Origin of the sequence: Bradyrhizobium elkanii USDA 76, assembly GCF_023278185.1 — a bacterium.
GTDB classification, from domain to species: domain Bacteria; phylum Pseudomonadota; class Alphaproteobacteria; order Rhizobiales; family Xanthobacteraceae; genus Bradyrhizobium; species Bradyrhizobium elkanii.
This window is the reverse complement of the sequence record NZ_CP066356.1, coordinates 5,331,386-5,346,663: the sequence shown is the minus strand read 5'-3', so window position 1 is coordinate 5,346,663 and position 15,278 is coordinate 5,331,386. Positions and strand designations below refer to the sequence as shown.

General features: G+C 64.9%; 14 protein-coding genes. 5 read left to right on the top strand and 9 right to left on the bottom strand.

Annotation, left to right across the window (positions count from 1 at the left end):
• Positions 1 to 18 precede the first annotated feature (18 nt).
• The 6 genes from rsmA to lptF all read right to left on the bottom strand — a co-directional run bounded on the left by rsmA (position 19) and on the right by lptF (position 7,688).
• Positions 19 to 873: a 16S rRNA (adenine(1518)-N(6)/adenine(1519)-N(6))-dimethyltransferase RsmA gene (gene rsmA, locus JEY66_RS26060; protein ID WP_018271297.1), complete on the bottom strand. Its 855-nt coding sequence runs from the start codon at positions 871 to 873 to the stop codon at positions 19 to 21.
• Positions 874 to 1,875, bottom strand: coding sequence for a 4-hydroxythreonine-4-phosphate dehydrogenase PdxA (pdxA, locus tag JEY66_RS26055; RefSeq protein WP_018271298.1), 1,002 nt, complete (start codon positions 1,873 to 1,875; stop codon positions 874 to 876).
• A gap of 17 nt (positions 1,876 to 1,892) precedes the next feature.
• Positions 1,893 to 2,840: a SurA N-terminal domain-containing protein gene (locus JEY66_RS26050; protein WP_018271299.1), complete on the bottom strand. Its 948-nt coding sequence runs from the start codon at positions 2,838 to 2,840 to the stop codon at positions 1,893 to 1,895.
• A gap of 86 nt (positions 2,841 to 2,926) precedes the next feature.
• Positions 2,927 to 5,350 (bottom strand): LPS-assembly protein LptD, encoded by a 2,424-nt coding sequence (locus tag JEY66_RS26045; RefSeq protein WP_018271300.1) that lies wholly within the window; start codon positions 5,348 to 5,350, stop codon positions 2,927 to 2,929.
• Positions 5,351 to 5,427: 77 nt separating this feature from the next.
• Positions 5,428 to 6,525, bottom strand: a complete 1,098-nt coding sequence (gene lptG, locus JEY66_RS26040) for an LPS export ABC transporter permease LptG (protein ID WP_016847430.1) — start codon at positions 6,523 to 6,525, stop codon at positions 5,428 to 5,430.
• On the bottom strand, positions 6,522 to 7,688 hold the full coding sequence (gene lptF / locus JEY66_RS26035) for an LPS export ABC transporter permease LptF (protein WP_018271301.1): 1,167 nt from the start codon (positions 7,686 to 7,688) through the stop codon (positions 6,522 to 6,524). The genes lptG and lptF overlap by 4 nt, the downstream gene beginning before the upstream one ends.
• A gap of 370 nt (positions 7,689 to 8,058) precedes the next feature.
• Between lptF and JEY66_RS26030 the strand changes: the two genes are divergently transcribed.
• From JEY66_RS26030 to JEY66_RS26020, 3 genes are all read left to right on the top strand, one after another.
• Positions 8,059 to 9,561: a leucyl aminopeptidase gene (locus tag JEY66_RS26030; protein WP_018271302.1), complete on the top strand. Its 1,503-nt coding sequence runs from the start codon at positions 8,059 to 8,061 to the stop codon at positions 9,559 to 9,561.
• Positions 9,562 to 9,576: 15 nt separating this feature from the next.
• On the top strand, positions 9,577 to 10,029 hold the full coding sequence (locus tag JEY66_RS26025) for a DNA polymerase III subunit chi (protein ID WP_018271303.1): 453 nt from the start codon (positions 9,577 to 9,579) through the stop codon (positions 10,027 to 10,029).
• Between the two features lie 102 nt (positions 10,030 to 10,131).
• Positions 10,132 to 10,686: a hypothetical protein gene (locus JEY66_RS26020; RefSeq protein WP_016847426.1), complete on the top strand. Its 555-nt coding sequence runs from the start codon at positions 10,132 to 10,134 to the stop codon at positions 10,684 to 10,686.
• A 222-nt stretch (positions 10,687 to 10,908) separates the two neighbouring features.
• On the opposite strand, the gene JEY66_RS26015 is transcribed toward JEY66_RS26020, so the two are convergent.
• The 3 genes from JEY66_RS26015 to JEY66_RS26005 all read right to left on the bottom strand — a co-directional run bounded on the left by JEY66_RS26015 (position 10,909) and on the right by JEY66_RS26005 (position 13,535).
• The gene (locus tag JEY66_RS26015) at positions 10,909 to 12,771 is read right to left on the bottom strand and encodes an ABC-F family ATP-binding cassette domain-containing protein (RefSeq protein ID WP_018271304.1); all 1,863 of its coding nucleotides are present in this window, start codon (positions 12,769 to 12,771) and stop codon (positions 10,909 to 10,911) included.
• A 107-nt stretch (positions 12,772 to 12,878) separates the two neighbouring features.
• Positions 12,879 to 13,049 carry a hypothetical protein gene (locus tag JEY66_RS26010; RefSeq protein WP_170198504.1) on the bottom strand — a complete coding sequence of 57 codons (171 nt, stop codon included), beginning with the start codon at positions 13,047 to 13,049 and terminating at the stop codon, positions 12,879 to 12,881.
• A 222-nt stretch (positions 13,050 to 13,271) separates the two neighbouring features.
• Positions 13,272 to 13,535 carry a hypothetical protein gene (locus JEY66_RS26005; protein WP_018271306.1) on the bottom strand — a complete coding sequence of 88 codons (264 nt, stop codon included), beginning with the start codon at positions 13,533 to 13,535 and terminating at the stop codon, positions 13,272 to 13,274.
• Positions 13,536 to 13,881: 346 nt separating this feature from the next.
• On the opposite strand from JEY66_RS26005, the gene ndk reads away from it, so the two are divergent.
• Both ndk and JEY66_RS25995 read left to right on the top strand, forming a co-directional pair.
• Positions 13,882 to 14,304: a nucleoside-diphosphate kinase gene (gene ndk, locus JEY66_RS26000; protein WP_016847423.1), complete on the top strand. Its 423-nt coding sequence runs from the start codon at positions 13,882 to 13,884 to the stop codon at positions 14,302 to 14,304.
• Between the two features lie 114 nt (positions 14,305 to 14,418).
• On the top strand, positions 14,419 to 15,258 hold the full coding sequence (locus JEY66_RS25995) for a TerC family protein (protein WP_018271307.1): 840 nt from the start codon (positions 14,419 to 14,421) through the stop codon (positions 15,256 to 15,258).
• The last annotated feature ends 20 nt before the right edge of the window (positions 15,259 to 15,278 follow it).

Genomic DNA, 15,278 nt, shown 5'->3' with positions numbered 1-15,278 from the left:
ACGTTTTCTCCTGCTGTTCTATTTTGTGGCCCGTATATCGGCCAATTCCCTCGCCATGGCAACAAAGCCCGCGACCGGAATGGTTTCGGCGCGCCGTGTCGCGTCGATACCGGCTGCGGCAGCAAGCCGCGCCGGATCGACCGACAGCGATTTCAGGCTCTGGCGCAACATCTTGCGGCGCTGGCCGAAGGCGGCGGCCGCGACCTGCTCGAGCATGCGGCGGTCACACGGCTCGGGCGCGGCGCGCGGTATCAATCGTACCACCGAGGACGTGACCTTCGGTTGCGGCACGAAGGCCGCGGGCGAGATGTCGAACAGGATCTTGGTCTCGGCGCGCCAGTTGGCGAGCACCGCGAGCCGGCCAAACGCTTCCTCGTCCTCATGGGCGACGATGCGCTCGGCGACCTCGCGCTGGAACATCAGGACCATCATATCGTACCAGGGCGGCCACGGCTCGATCGACAGCCAGTCGACCAAGAGCTGGGTTGCGATGTTGTAGGGCAGGTTGGCGACGATCTTGGCCTTGGCGCCATCGAGCAAGGGACGCGGGTCAAAGCGCTGCGCGTCGCCATGCACGATCTCGATGCGGCCGGGATAGCGTTTGGCGATGTAGTCGAGCGCGGCCAGCGCCCGCTCGTCGCGCTCGATGGCGATCACGCGCCTGGCACCCAGCGCAAGCAGCGCACGCGTCAAGCCGCCGGGACCGGGCCCGACCTCGATCACGGTGGAGTCTTCCAGCGGGCCCGCGGCGCGGGCGATGCGCGCGGTGAGGTTGAGATCGAGCAGAAAATTCTGGCCCAGCGATTTACGCGCCGACAGCGAATGCTCGCGAATGATGTCGCGCAGCGGCGGCAGATCGTCGATCGCGCTCACTTAGCTTGATGCCGCGGCCATGCGCGCGGCGAGCCGGAGGGCGGCGATCAGGCTTGACGGATTGGCCTTGCCGGTGCCGGCGATGTCGAATGCGGTGCCGTGATCGGGCGACGTCCGGATGAAGGGCAGTCCCAGGGTGACATTGACGGCGTCCTCGAACGCGACGGTCTTGATCGGGATCAGCGCCTGGTCGTGATACATGCAGATCGCACAGTCATAGGTCTTGCGCGCGGCTGCGTGGAACATGGTGTCGGCCGGCAGCGGGCCCCGGACGGCAATGCCATCGCGGCGCAGGATCTCGACCGCGGGCGCGACGATCTCGACGTCTTCCATGCCGAGCGTGCCGTCTTCGCCGGCATGCGGATTGAGGCCGGCAATGGCGAGCCGCGGCGCCGCGAGGCCGAACCGCGCCTTCATGTCCGCGACCACGATCCGCGCGGTCGACACGATCAAGTCGGTCGTCAATTGCGCCAGCGCCTCGCGGACCGACACATGGATCGTCACCGGGACGACGGCGAGCGCCGGCGACCACAGCATCATCACCGGCTGCGGCGCGTGCCCGCCGCTTGCGGCAAGCTCGGCCAAGAACTCTGTGTGGCCGGGATGCCGGAAGCCGGCGCGGTACAGCACGTTCTTGGCGATCGGATTGGTGACGACGGCGCTGGCCTTGCCGGCGGCGACATCGGCGACGGCCTGCCGGATCGATGCTAGCGCCGCATCCGCGCTCGTGCCGTCGGGCTGGCCCGGCCGCGCCGTCGCCGCCTTGCCGGTCGCAACCACGGGGAGGGCGCGTGCGAACGCCGCGGATGCCTCCTCGGCGCTGACCTCGGCCAATTCGACGGCTAGCCCGAGCGCCTTGGCGCGCTCGGCAAGCGCGGCACGGTCGCCGAGCAGATAGAACGGCGGGAGATCGAGTTCGTGGCGTCGCAGCCATGCGGCGAGCGTGATGTCGGGGCCGATGCCTGCGGGCTCGCCGGATGTCAGTGCGAGAGGTTGAGCCATGCGTCAACGATAGTCGATCATCGCCCGCCTGGATATTCGATCATCGCGGCTTTCCGGACTTCCTGCAGGTAGGCCTTCGACTTCGCCTCGTACTTCTGCACGTACATCTTGTCGCGCATCTCACGCTTCTTCGGTGTGTCGACGGTGGTCGCCTTCCTGCCGCAGAGGGCGACCATTTCGATGCCCTGCTTGGTAACCTCGGGAGGGGTGAGGTGGCCGACCGGGGTCTTGTCCAGGATGTCGCGCAGCGACTGCGGCAGGTCGGCCGAGGTCTTCACGACGATCTCGCGGATCGCGGCGTTGCGCATCGACTTGAAGAAGGTGTTGGCTTCCTCGCAACTGGTGACGCGCTCGCGCAGGCTGTCCGCTTCCTTGCGGCGCCCCTCGAACTCCGACTGCGGCGCGCCGCGGGGCACGATCAGAACGACCGGCTGCATCCTGTATTCGAACGCCTCGGCCTCAACCGCCCCTCCGGTCTCCTTGACCGCGTTGGCCACGTCCTTTTCGCCAACCTGCAGGCTTTCCTTGAAGCGGCCGCGGACCAGGCTGGTCCAGACCATGTCGGCCCTGATGCGTTGCTTCAGCGTGTCCGGGCGGATGCCCTTGCCCTCGAGCACCTTGGTGAGCTGGTCGCCGGAAAGCCGCATCCGCTGCGCCATACCGCCGAAGGACTGGTCGATATCGCCGGCCGACGGATCCACGCCGAATTTCTTGGCTTCCTTGATCTTCAGCTTCTCGTCGATCAGTTCGTCGAGGACGGTCTTCCGATCGGGCGTCTTGCCGCCGGTCAGGGCGTTCAGCTTGGCGCGCTGCTCGATGTCGTAATTGGTGATGGGCTCGCCATTGACCATCACGGCGATGGTCTGGGCATGCAGTCGCGCACCGCCTCCGAGCAGGAAGAAAAGAGCCAGCAGGAAACTCAACACTAGCTGATAGCGGCGCGTTGGCAGGCTAGCGGTCGTCATTATCGTCATGTCAGCCGTTTAAACCAATTCAAACCGGAGCCACAGGCCCGCAGGCAATCCACGCCCTCCGCCAGACCGCTCGCTCGCTACTGCATGCCAGCCGAACTGCTGGTCGTGGAGGTTTGGGCGATCGTCCGCAGCCCGATCTGGAACATGAACGCGTGGCTGAGGACGGGCGGCGTCGAGCCGGCCTGATAGGTATAGGACGTGACATAGTTGGCGGCCAGCACGAAGCAGTCGTCCACATAGCCCGCGCCGAACGCGTACTGGTTGATCTTGTTCGCTTCAAGGTCCCAGCGCGCCGCGCCCTGAACCACCCAGTTCGCCGCCACCTTGACCGATCCGCTGGCGAGGATGCCCTCGCGGCGCGTCAAATAGCCAAGTTCCGGCTGCGCGGCATAGTCGCCGTACATCAGGCTGACCGACCAGCGGTCGAAGTTCGCGCTGGCCTGGGCCTCGAACCGATTGATGTTCCAGGTCGCCTCGTCCATCCGCGAGCGGACGCTGAACGTGTAGGTGCGGTTGGGCGAGTAGGCGAGGCTCGCGACATAGTCCGAGCGCGGATTCTGCAGGCCGGAGTCGATGCCGGTGTTGGTGACGTCCGCGACCGCGAACGAGTTCAACCCGAACATCTGGTAGGACTGTCCGAACATCGCCTTGACGCTGCCGCCGCGATCGAACTGCGTGGTGGCCTGCACGCCGACATTGGCGCGACTGCCGCCTTCGACGCGGTCGTAGCCGGAGAACTTGTCGACCGCGAACAGGTTCGAGGTGTCGAACACCAGGCTCTGCGCGTCCTCGTTCGGAAGCTTGCCGGCGTCGGGCTCGTTGGGCCGGATGATGACCTGCGCGATCGGCTCGACGGTCGTCGTGCCCCACGGCTGCACGTTGATGAAGGGGTAGCGGTATTCGAAGCCGACGGTCGGCATCAGGCGGACCGTCTGGGTGTCGCCGACCGGCAGGAAGTTGGAAACGCCCGGCTGGTTCGAGATGTCGGCGTTGATGGCATCGGCGCGGACGCCGACGAACGGCGTCCAGATCTGGCCGAGCGGGTCGGTATAGGATTTGCGCCACTGCGCTTCGGCGGTCAGCCTTGTGTAGGTGCCCGGCATGCCGCGCAGCAGGCACTGCGACGGCGTCCGCGCCATCGGGTCGGCGGACGTGGTTGTGCACAACGGGTTAAGGGGGTTGGCGGCCTGTGCCGTGATCGGGTCGAACACCGCGGTTTCGCGGGTCAGGTTGGTGAAGTTCACCTTGTAGCTGAACTCGCCACCGAAGATCGGGCTGTTGATCACGTTGTTGTAGTCGATCACAGGCGCGACCACCGGAACCTGGTTCTGGTTGCCCGAGTAGCTGAGATAATAGATCGCGCGTGCGTCGAAGAAGCTGCGGTTGCCGACGCCGGTCAGATAGAGTTGCGAGATCGCCTCGGTCGGCAGCGACAGGAACGATCCGAACGGGTCCTTGTACTGGGCCAGCCGATAATCGGACATGAAGTAGTAGTCGGACAGCAGCACGCCGTCCCAGCCCCAGGTCCATTTGTCGTTCAGCGCGAACTGACCCTTGGTCTCGACGCCGCCGCGGAATTGGCGGTCGCCGGGCTGGCCGGCGAAGGCGCCCTGATCGAGCTGGTCGATGCCGTAGAGCCGGATCTGATAGGCGCCGTTCGACAGGCGCTGGCGGAATTCGCCCTGGAACAGCACGCCCTGCTTCGACGTGATGCGCGGATTGAAGGTCGCGTCGAAGTCCGGCGCGAGCGCGAAGTAATAGGGGATTTCGACGCCGACGCCGAACGCCGAATACGTGGTGAAGCCCGGCATCAGGAAGCCGCTCTTGCGCTTCACGGTCGGATCGGGCGTCGAGAAGTAGGGCAGATACGCCATCGGAACGCCGAAGAATTCGAGCTGGGCGTTCTCGAAATAGAGCATCTTCTCGGTCTGGTTATGGATGATGCGCGCGCCCTTGACCTGCCAGAGCGGCGGCTTCTTCGGATCATCCTTACAGGGCGCGCAGGCGGTATAAACGCCGTTGTCGAACACCGTGTAATTGCCGCTGGACCGATCGGCACGGGTCGCCGCCATGCGGGTCTGGTCTTCAGTGTCGACGCGCAGCGAATCGACGAAACCGTCGCGGTAGTCGTCGCTGAGATCCACGATGTTGGCGTAGGTGATCTTGCCTTCCGCATCGGTCATGCGGATGTTGCCTTCGGCATGAAGACGCTTGGTCTTCTGGTCGTAGATGACCTTGTCGGCCTCGACGCTGGTGCCGTTGTAGAACATCTGGACGTTGCCGACGGCCGAGATGCGCTGGTTGTTGTAGTCGTAATCGACCTCGGTCGCCTGAACGAGCATCTGCCCGTCATTCTTGGCCGGCGGGCGGGGCGGCTTCGGCGGACGCGGATTGTAGGTGAACGCCTGCGCGGCAGCCGGCGTCGACGCGACCACGTCGAGCGCGCTGACCACGACGAACGCGGCGAGGAGAGCTGAGATCGAAACGCCAAACGCGGCCATGCGGCTCCGTTGACGGCGCAGGGCACTGCGCCGCCCGAGAGCAGGCGACCTCAACTGGCGGGCGGCGACGATAGCCACTACCCGTCCTCCTGGTACAGCAAGGCTAAGAAACCGGTGAGGCTGCCCACAACGACAGGCAACCACGCCGCAGCGATGGGATGCATCAACTCAGCCTTGCTCAAATCTTCAGTTACTTTCGACAGCACGTAGAGCAGAAAGCCTGCGCCCACGCCACTCAAAACCATCTTCTGCACGCCGCCCATCCGAAAGAAGCGGAGGCTCACAGAAGCCGCCAACATCACCATCGCAGCCAGCAAAAACGGCTGTGCGATGAGCTTGTGATACTGCAAGCGATAGCCAGCCGTCGCGAACCCTGAACTCTCCGACGAACGGATGTAGTTCGGCAGTTGCCAAAAGGACACAGTTTCCGGGGTGGAGAAACTGTTGCGCACCTGTGCCGGGGTAAGGGTGGTGGTCAGGTAGAAGGTGTCCTGGTCCACCGGAGGCTTATCGAGGGTGAATCGGCGCACGCTTTTGAACACCCAACGGCCGTCTTCGAGCGCCGCTTCGCGCGCTTCGATTCGCTCCTTGAACTGGAGCGTCGTATCGAATCGGAACACGGTGAGGCCGGTCAGCCGGACGCCCTGCTGCTCGCTGCGGGCCGCATTGATGATCGCCTGCCCCTCGTCGTTGATCTGGTTCAGCCAGAAGCCGGACGCGTCCTGAATGCCGCCGCCGGGCGCCGAGCCGAACAGCTCGGCTTCCATGCGCTTGGAGAGCTCGCGCAGATTGGCCGACACCGGATTGTAGGCGGTGGTCGCGAAGATGCCGAGCAAGATCGCGCTGGCCAGCGCCGGCGAGATGAATTGCCAGGCCGAGACGCCGGCGGCGCGTGCCACGACGAGCTCCAGCCGCCGCGACAAGGCGAGGTAGCAGGTCATGGCGCCGATCAGCACGCAGAACGGCATCAGCTTCTCAAGCAACTGCGGCACCCGGAATAGCGAAGTCTCCGCGACCGTGATCGCGGAGGCCGAGACGAGGCCCGACGTCTTGCGCACCATCTCGATGTAGTCGACCAGCACGAGCAGCACGAAGATGCCCGCGAACACACCCACTGCCGCGACCACGAAGCGGCCGGCGAAATAACGCCCGAGCGTGTTTGTCACCATGCTCATGCGGTTGCCGGCCTCCGGAAGAGGCGCACAATGCGCTCGTTGTTCCTGTTGATCGCTTCCATCAGCCGCGGCGGCGGTTCGACGACCACGCCGCCGACGATCATCCAGATGCCGACGCCGATGCCGCCGAACAGCATCAGATACTGCACCAGCGCCGCGAGCGGCGTCTTCACTGCCATGACGGAGCAGGCGAATCCGACCATCCGCAGGCCGAACACCGCGAATACCGAGCCGCCGATCGAGAAATTGCGGCTTTGGCGCGTGGTGCGCGGCGCGCCGAGGAAGGCGAAGGTGAGGGCCGCGAACGCAAACGGATAGATCGGCGCCATGAAGCGATCATGCAGCTCCGCGAAGAACTGGCCCGACAGCTGCTGATAGGTCTTGTCTTCCTCGTCCGGCCACATCAGCTCCCAGAGATAGCGCTCGCGAATCCCGAGCGTGACGTCGCGGCCCTGCGAGAATTTCGACATGTCAAAGGCGTAGCGGGCGAACGCGACCAGCGCCGGATCGCGCTTGCCAACCTCGAACCGTTGGAGATTGCCGTCATAGAGCACGAGGTACGAACCTCGATCGGTCTTCTGCACGGTGCCGTGGTCGGCGATGATGGTGACGCGCTCCTGCGGATCGCGGCGATCGTCGACGAAGACGCCACCGAGCACGCCGCCGGGCAGGCGCTCGCGGATGCGAATCGTCAAGTTCTGGTCGAGCTGGGCGAAGCGGCCGGGCTGCAGGATGTTGGTCAGTACGTCGGCGGTGATCTCAGCGTCCCACTGCTTGATTCGGCGCATGCCGTCGGGGGCGAGATAGGCGCCGATGAAGGCGACCAGTGCCGCCACCACGCAGGTGGCGAGGAAGAACGGCCGGAACAGCCGGATCGGCGAGAAGCCCGCCGCGTTCATGACGATGATTTCGGAATCGGTCGCGAGCTTGTTCAGCGTATGGGAGATCGCGATCATCAGCGCGATCGGGGCGATGATCAGCACCAGGGCGGGAATCACGAGACCGGTGATGCCAAGGAAGGTGAGGATGGTCTGACCCTGGCTGGTCATCAGGTCGATGCCGCGCAGCGCCTGCGTAATCCAGATCACGCCGGTGAGGCTGACCAGGACAAGCGCAAACGACGCCAGCGTCGTTTTAAAGATGTACTTGTCGATCGACCCCATCGCTACCGCACGACCCCCAAAGACCCCTGCACGCAACCAAACGCACGGCTTTCGACCATCCCCGTCAACCCGGGTTCCCCTATGGTCGAGCCGCGGACCCGTCCGGCTCACTCTCTAGTCGCTCTCTCACTACCATCCCTTTGATCCGTCAACAAAATGGCCGGGCCAAGGCACGCTTAATTTATGGTTAATTAATCGCTTTTGTGGCCTTCCGGCCACTCCGGCGCTTGGCAGCGACGCAGCCGACAGTTCATAGTGCGTGACAAGCCCGGTTCGGGCTGGTTCCGGACCGCTATCGCAATGCTCACCCCGCGTGCCGGAAGGACCGCCTCAGGTCCGAGCAACACCCTGAGTTCTGGAGGATTTTCCTATGTCCGACGCCGTCAAGGTCGGCTTTGTCCCATTCTCCGCGGCCGCTCGCGGTATTCTGGTCGCCTTTTGCGACGACCAATTGAAGCTGGGAGCCGCCACCCGGAAGGCGCTGGGAGCCGCCGCCGAGACGGTCAAGCGGGCCGCGGCCGCCAACCAGTTCAAGGGTAAGAGCGGGGCGATCCTCGACATCCTGGCGCCGGAGGGAATCAAGGTCGAGCGGCTGATCGTGATCGGCACCGGCAAGGCGGCCGACCTCAAGGACAAGGATTTTCTCAAGTTTGGCGGCGCGGTGGCCGGCAAGCTCAATGCCGGCAGCGGTTCGATGACCGTGATCGCGGAACTGCCCGATGCCGCGATGGCCGCCGGCCAGGCCGCCGCGATCGCCACCGGCATCCGTCTGCGCGCCTACAAGTTCGACCGCTACAAGACCAAGAAGAAGGACGGCGAGGACGGCACACTGCGGGCCGACGTCTCGATCGCCGTCGACGATGTTGCCGCCGCCAGGAAGGCCTACGCGCCTGAAGCCTCGGTCGTTGACGGTGTGAATTTGGCGCGTGAGCTCGTCAACGAGCCGCCGAACGTGCTGTACCCCGAGGAATTCGCACGCCGCGCCAGCCAGCTTCGCAAGCTCGGCGTCAGCGTCGAGGTGCTCGACGTCAAGGCGATGACCAAGCTCGGCATGGGCGCGCTGCTCGGCGTCGCGCAGGGATCGGCACGGCCCGGCCGCACCGTGATCATGCGCTGGAACGGCGGCAAGAAGAGCGAGGCGCCGGTCGCGTTCGTCGGCAAGGGCGTCTGCTTCGACACCGGCGGCATCTCCATCAAGTCGGCCGGCGGCATGGAGGACATGAAGGGTGATATGGGCGGTGCGGCCTGCGTGGTCGGGCTGATGCATGCGCTCGCGGCGCGCAAGGCCCGCGTCAATGTGGTCGGCGCCATCGGCCTTGTCGAGAACATGCCCGACGGCAATGCGCAGCGTCCGGGCGACATCGTCACCTCGATGTCCGGCCAGACCATCGAAATCATCAACACCGACGCCGAGGGACGCCTCGTGCTCGCCGACGTGCTCTGGTACGTCGCCAAGAAGTTCAAGCCGAAATTCATGGTCGATCTGGCCACGCTGACCGGCGCGATCATGGTCGCGCTCGGCACCGATCACGCCGGCATGTTCTCCAACAATGACGAACTCGCCGAGCGCCTCGCCAAGGTCGGCCTCGAGACCGGCGAGAAGGTATGGCGCATGCCGCTCGGTCCCGAATACGACAAGCAGATCGATTCGCAATTCGCCGACATGAAGAACACCGGCGGGCGCAACGGCGGCTCGATCACGGCAGCGCAATTCCTGCAGCGTTTCGTCGACGGCACGCCGTGGGCGCATCTCGACATCGCCGGCACCGCGATGGGCGCGCCGAAGACCGAGATCAATCAGAGCTGGGGTTCGGGTTATGGCGTCCGCCTGCTCGAGCGGCTGGTGTCCGACTATTATGAAGCCAGGAAATAGAGTGTCGGCCGGCGCATGACCGAGGTTCTGTTCTACCACCTGCAGAACATGACGCTGGAGAGCGTGCTGCCGCCGCTGCTCGAGAAGTCGCTCGAGCGCGGCTGGCGCGCGGTCGTGCAATCGACGTCGCAGGAGCGCGCCGAAACGCTCGACGCGCATCTGTGGACCTACAGCGACGATTCATTCCTGCCGCACGCGACCTCGCGCGTCGCCGACGCGCAGGACCAGCCGATCATCCTGTCGATCGAGGAGGGCAATCCGAATCGGGCCAATGTCCGCTTCCTGGTCGACAATGCGGCGCTGCCGGCCGACTGCGACAGCTACGAGCGGGTGGTCCTCGTGTTCAACGGCGACGACCCCGACGCGGTGGCCTCGGCCAGGGAAAGCTGGACGGCTTGCAAGGCGCGCGGCTTCGAGGTCACCTATTGGCAGACCGACGAGCGGGGACGCTGGCAACGGCGCCAATAGCGATAGCTACTAATTAATGATAATTCGACGTTTCTTGGGGCGGGCCACGGTCATGCCGCAAAGTGATGTTCGGACAAGCCCTTAGGTGAAGGGGTAGGAGCTTTGTCGATCGTGCGGGACGGAACATTCAGTCGGAAGTCGCTGCTGGCCTTGCTGGTGCTTGCGCCGGGACTTGCCGGCTGTTCTGGCGCCGGATCCGACTTGTTTTCGCGCGATGCGGAATGGTTCTCGCGTCCCGGGCGGGTGTTCATCCGCAACATCTCGATCGAATCGCCGCCGCTGACGCCCGACAAGCCGGTAACGAACGATGATCTCGTCAGTGCCGACGGCAGTTGTCCAGGCATGGCACCGCCGCCGGGCGCCGCCGATGCCAACGCGCAGGCCGGCGGTGCACCGCCGCCGCAACCAACGGGCGGCAGCGTTGCACTCGGCCACACTGAATGCGACGTCGTGCGCGGCATCGGTGCTCCCGACAGCGTGAACCTGTCCAGTGGGCCGGGCGGCGAGCGTGTTGCGGTCGTGACCTGGTCGCGTGGCGCGCGCGCCGGCATCTACACGTTCTCCTCGGGGCGCCTGTCGTCCGTCGAGCGCGGTCCGGACCCTGTGCCGGAGCCGAAGCAGGCAAAGCCGAAGAAGAAAAAGACCTCGCACGGCTAGCGCGTTTTCGCCGGCGGCAGGTCATGCCCGCACGCGCGGGCATGATACCGGAAGGAGCCCTGGCGCTCCCTCCACCGTCGTCCCTGCGAAAGCAGGGACCCATATTCCGCGGCCCGTGTTGTGAACGGGGCTCGTCGTTCCACCATCGTGCAACAATAACTAGCTGTGGTTATGGGTCCTTGCTTTCGCATGGACGACATCGAATATGCGGCTCCGTCCGGTCTAATTCGCCGCTTCGTCGAGTTCGGCGCTGGCTTCCAGCCAGTCTTCCTCGGCGCGCTGGAGCGCGCTCTCGGCGCCGGCGCGCGCCTTGGTCAGTTGCGCGGCCTGCTTGGGGTCGCGCGTAAAAATATCCGGCAATGCGAGCGCGGTATCGATCTTGGCGATGATGCCGTTGATGCGCTCGATCTCGGCCTCGGCTTGCGTGACCCGCTGCCTGGGTGAAGCACGCTTTTCATTGCGGGCGCGCTCCGGTTTGGCGGGCTCCTTGACGCGCTCGCGCGAGGCCGGCCGGCCGTCATTGGCCGACAGGATCATCCGTCGATATTCGTCGAGATCGCCGTCATAGGCCGTCACGGTCTGGTTCGCCACGACCCACAGGCGGTCGGCGCAGGCCTCGATCAGATAACGATCGTGCGAGACCATCATGACGGCGCCGGGGAATTCGTTGATCGCCTCCGCCAGCGCCGCACGGCTGTCGATATCGAGATGGTTGGTCGGCTCGTCCAGGATGATCATGTTCGGGCCGTAGAACGTGGCAAGCCCCAGCAGCAGCCGCGCCTTCTCGCCGCCCGAAAGGCTCCTCGCCAGCGTGTCGCCGGCCTTGCCGGAGAAACCGATCGCGCCGACGCGGCCACGCACCTTGCTCTCCGGCGCTTCCGGCATCAGCTTGCGGATATGATCATAGGGCGAGCCGTCGAGATTGAGCTCGTCGACCTGGTGTTGGGCGAAATAGCCGACCGACAGCTTGTCGGCCCTCGTGATCCTGCCGGCAAACGGCGCGAGCTTGCCCGCCAGCAGCTTGACCAGCGTCGACTTGCCGTTGCCGTTGGCCCCGAGCAGCGCGATGCGGTCGTCGGTATCGACGCGCAGCGTCACGCGATTGAGCACCGGCTTGCCGGGCTCGTAGCCGACCGAGACGTCATCGACCGCGATGATCGGCGGCGACAGCAGCTTCTCCGGTGCCGGGAACGAGATCTCATGAACATCCTGGGTCACCAGCGCGGTGATCGGCTTCATCCGCTCCAGCATCTTCACGCGCGACTGCGCCTGCCGTGCCTTCGAGGCCTTGGCCTTGAAGCGGTCGACGAAATCCTGCAGGCGCTTGCGCTCATCGGCCTGCCGCTTGGCGTGCTTGGCGTCGAGCAATTCGCGCGCAGCGCGCTGTTCCTCGAACGAGGAATAGGTGCCCTTGTAGAGCGTCAGCTTGCCGCGATCGAGGTGCAGGATCTGATCGACCGAGGTATCCAGGAGATCGCGGTCGTGGCTGATCACGATCACCGTGCGCGGATAGTTGGCAAGGTGGTTCTCGAGCCACAACGTGCCTTCGAGATCGAGATAGTTGGTCGGCTCGTCCAGCAGCAGAAGGTCGGGCGCGGAGAACAGCGTCGCCGCCAGCGCGACGCGCATGCGCCAGCCGCCGGAAAATTCCGCGCACGGCCGCGCCTGGTCTGATGTCGAGAAGCCGAGGCCGGAGAGGATCGCCGCGGCGCGGGCGGGCGCGGAATGGGCGTCGATGTCGACCAGCCGGGTCTGGATTTCGGCAATCCGGTGCGGATCGTGCGCCGTTTCCGCCTCGCGCAGCAGCGCGTCGCGCTCGAGATCGGCCTTCAGCACGACGTTGATCAGGCTTTCGGGCCCGTCGGGCGCTTCCTGTGCGAGGCTGCCGATACGCCAGCGCGGCGGAAGCGCGATGCTGCCGCTCTCGGTCGGGATGTCGCCCCGGATGGCATGAAACAGCGTCGATTTGCCGACGCCGTTGCGGCCGACAAATCCGACGCGGGCTCCGGGCACAATTTGTACCGAACTGTGATCGATCAACAGCCGTCCGGCGATCCGGACCGAGATGTCAGTGATGGAGAGCATGCAGCGTTGTCACCGGACCCGCCGCCAAACGCAACCCGTCTGTTTGTAAAATCTCTCCCGGGGTTGTTGCAAAAAACGCAATTGGGCTGCTGGTCAGCCCTCAACATCTATTGGCGATCGCCTTCCCGTCGTTGCATCTCGTCGAGGAGTTGCTGGAGGCGAGACGAAAGTGCGGGCTCTGGCCGCATGCTTTGCTGAAGCCGTTCGCCTACGGCATCGCAGATGTAACGGCAGGTCTTGTGATCAATCTGATCGGCGTCCTTGTCGATCTTGCTCATTGTCATCGTCATGGCATGTCTCTCGGCGAGTTCCACCTCGCATGTTCGAGTAGCTCCTCGCCATGACAAGTCGCGACCCCGAATTTGGTTTCCGCGCCTTGCTCTCGCCTTGAGGTAGTGGGTCCCATCATGTGCCCGGGTTCCCCAACGGATCTGAAAAAAGCCCCGGCGCGAGGGCCGGGGCGAGAAGCAAGTCAGGGGAGCAGTCGTAGATTCGATGGATCAGTAGCAGCGGTTGACCAGGCGCCAGCGGGGGCCCCACGGGGTCGGCACCACGCGGCGCACGTAGCAGCCGCCGCCGTAGCCATAACCGCCGTAATAGGCCGGACCGCCGACGATGACGCGCGGGCCGCCCCACCAGCCGTGATGCCATCCACCGTGCCAGCCGCCATGCCAACCACCCCAAGCCGAGGCGGAGGTCGGGGCGAGCGCGGCGGCACCGAGCGAAACTGCGGCGACGGCGGCAAGCGAGAGTTTGCGTAACATGATCGTCTCCTCGAGCTATGGGCGCGCGCGACGCGCCCGCGGTGACATTTCCCGAGACGTCCTGTGAGGCTTGCGGATGGGGGGCCAGCAAGGCGTCCGATCGCTGCAGAGCCTATGTGGCTGGAGCTGAACGGCAGCGGCACGGCGCTGACAGGATGGGTTCACCTAGGTGAACTCGCGGTAAGTTGGCCGAGCCGGCCGCAGTCCGGAGGACGCCCTAACGACGGTTTTCGTCGTGAAAATGCGTCAAAACTAAAGGCTAACGCGTCACAGGGTCGCTTGCCGTTACCCCATCGCGCCGATATAAGCCCCGGCAACTCCCAGCCACGTTTACAAGGACGAAATCATGGCGATTGAACGCACCTTTTCGATCATCAAGCCCGACGCCACCGAGCGCAACCTGACCGGCGCGGTCAACGCGGTGATCGAGAAGGCGGGCCTGCGGGTCGTGGCGCAGAAGCGCATCCGCATGACCCGCGGCCAGGCCGAGACCTTCTACGCCGTCCACAAGGCGCGTCCGTTCTTCGGCGAGCTGGTCGACTTCATGACCTCGGGCCCGGTCGTGGTCCAGGTGCTGGAAGGCGAGGGCGCCATCCTGAAATATCGCGACGTGATGGGCGCGACCGATCCGTCGAAAGCCGCCGAAGGCACCATCCGCAAGCTCTATGCGAAGTCGATCGGCGAGAATTCGGTGCACGGTTCGGATGCGCCGGAGACCGCGGTGATCGAGATCGCGCAGTTCTTCGCAGGCAACGAGATCGTCGGCTGACGCCGTAGTATTGCTGAAAGTGACGCGGTCTCCCGAGGAGACCGCGTCGAAACAAACGGGGGAGCGGCGGACGACCGCCGTCAGGGGCGGCCGCAAGGCCGAATAGGACTCGCTGTGGACTGGCTGTGGCAGATCTTTGATCCGGCGTACATCGGCGCGTTCTTCACCGAGTTCAGGAACGAGATGGCGACGCCGACCTTCTGGGTCGCTGTCGGCAAGATCATCTGGATCAACGTCCTGCTTTCGGGCGACAACGCGCTCGTGATCGCGCTCGCCTGCCGCGGGCTCGCGCCGCGCCAGCGCCTGTGGGGCATGATTCTCGGCGCCGCCGCGGCGGTGCTGCTGCGCGTCATCTTCACCGGCATCGTCGCCAGCCTGATGGAGCTTCCCTATTTGAAGCTGGTCGGCGGACTGGCGCTGATCGTGATTGCCGCCAAGCTGCTGGTGCCGGAGCAGGAGGACGAGGACAGCGTGCACGCGGCCTCGCATCTGTGGGCCGCGGTTCAGATCGTCGTCGTCGCCGACATCGTGATGAGCCTCGACAATGTGATCGCGGTGGCTGCCGCCGCCAACGGCAGCGTGCCGCTGCTGGTGCTCGGTCTTGCGATCAGCGTTCCCCTGATCGTTGCCGGCGCGGCGCTGATCATGGCGCTGCTCACCAAGCTGCCGGTCCTGGTCTGGGCCGGTGCCGCGCTGCTGGGCTGGATCGCGGGCGATGTCATCGCGACCGATCCGGCCGTGCATCCGAAGCTGGACGCGCTGTTCGCCGGACCGCTCGGTGCCAAGCTCGATTCCTGGCTGACGTCGGTCGGGATGTCGCCGCAATTCGCCCATGGCGGCAATGGCGGCGAGATCACGCTCGCGGTGCTCGGCATCATCGTGGTGCTGGTCGTAGGGTCGATCTGGCGCCGCCACGCACTCCGCAAGGCCAAGCACGCCGCCAAGGCGGCGTGAGGCTTAAAGCGCGATGAGAT

Excerpts from the sequence above, each read along its gene's own strand:
- pdxA (WP_018271298.1), bottom strand. The coding sequence starts at position 1,875 with ATGGCTCAACCTCTCGCACTGACATCCGGCGAGCCCGCAGGCATCGGC.
- JEY66_RS26050 (WP_018271299.1), bottom strand. The coding sequence starts at position 2,840 with ATGACGACCGCTAGCCTGCCAACGCGCCGCTATCAGCTAGTGTTGAGT.
- JEY66_RS26045 (WP_018271300.1), bottom strand. The coding sequence starts at position 5,350 with ATGGCCGCGTTTGGCGTTTCGATCTCAGCTCTCCTCGCCGCGTTCGTC.
- lptG (WP_016847430.1), bottom strand. The coding sequence starts at position 6,525 with ATGAGCATGGTGACAAACACGCTCGGGCGTTATTTCGCCGGCCGCTTC.
- lptF (WP_018271301.1), bottom strand. The coding sequence starts at position 7,688 with ATGGGGTCGATCGACAAGTACATCTTTAAAACGACGCTGGCGTCGTTT.
- JEY66_RS26030 (WP_018271302.1), top strand. The coding sequence starts at position 8,059 with ATGTCCGACGCCGTCAAGGTCGGCTTTGTCCCATTCTCCGCGGCCGCT.
- JEY66_RS26025 (WP_018271303.1), top strand. The coding sequence starts at position 9,577 with ATGACCGAGGTTCTGTTCTACCACCTGCAGAACATGACGCTGGAGAGC.
- JEY66_RS26015 (WP_018271304.1), bottom strand. The coding sequence starts at position 12,771 with ATGCTCTCCATCACTGACATCTCGGTCCGGATCGCCGGACGGCTGTTG.
- JEY66_RS26010 (WP_170198504.1), bottom strand. The coding sequence starts at position 13,049 with ATGAGCAAGATCGACAAGGACGCCGATCAGATTGATCACAAGACCTGC.
- JEY66_RS26005 (WP_018271306.1), bottom strand. The coding sequence starts at position 13,535 with ATGTTACGCAAACTCTCGCTTGCCGCCGTCGCCGCAGTTTCGCTCGGT.
- ndk (WP_016847423.1), top strand. The coding sequence starts at position 13,882 with ATGGCGATTGAACGCACCTTTTCGATCATCAAGCCCGACGCCACCGAG.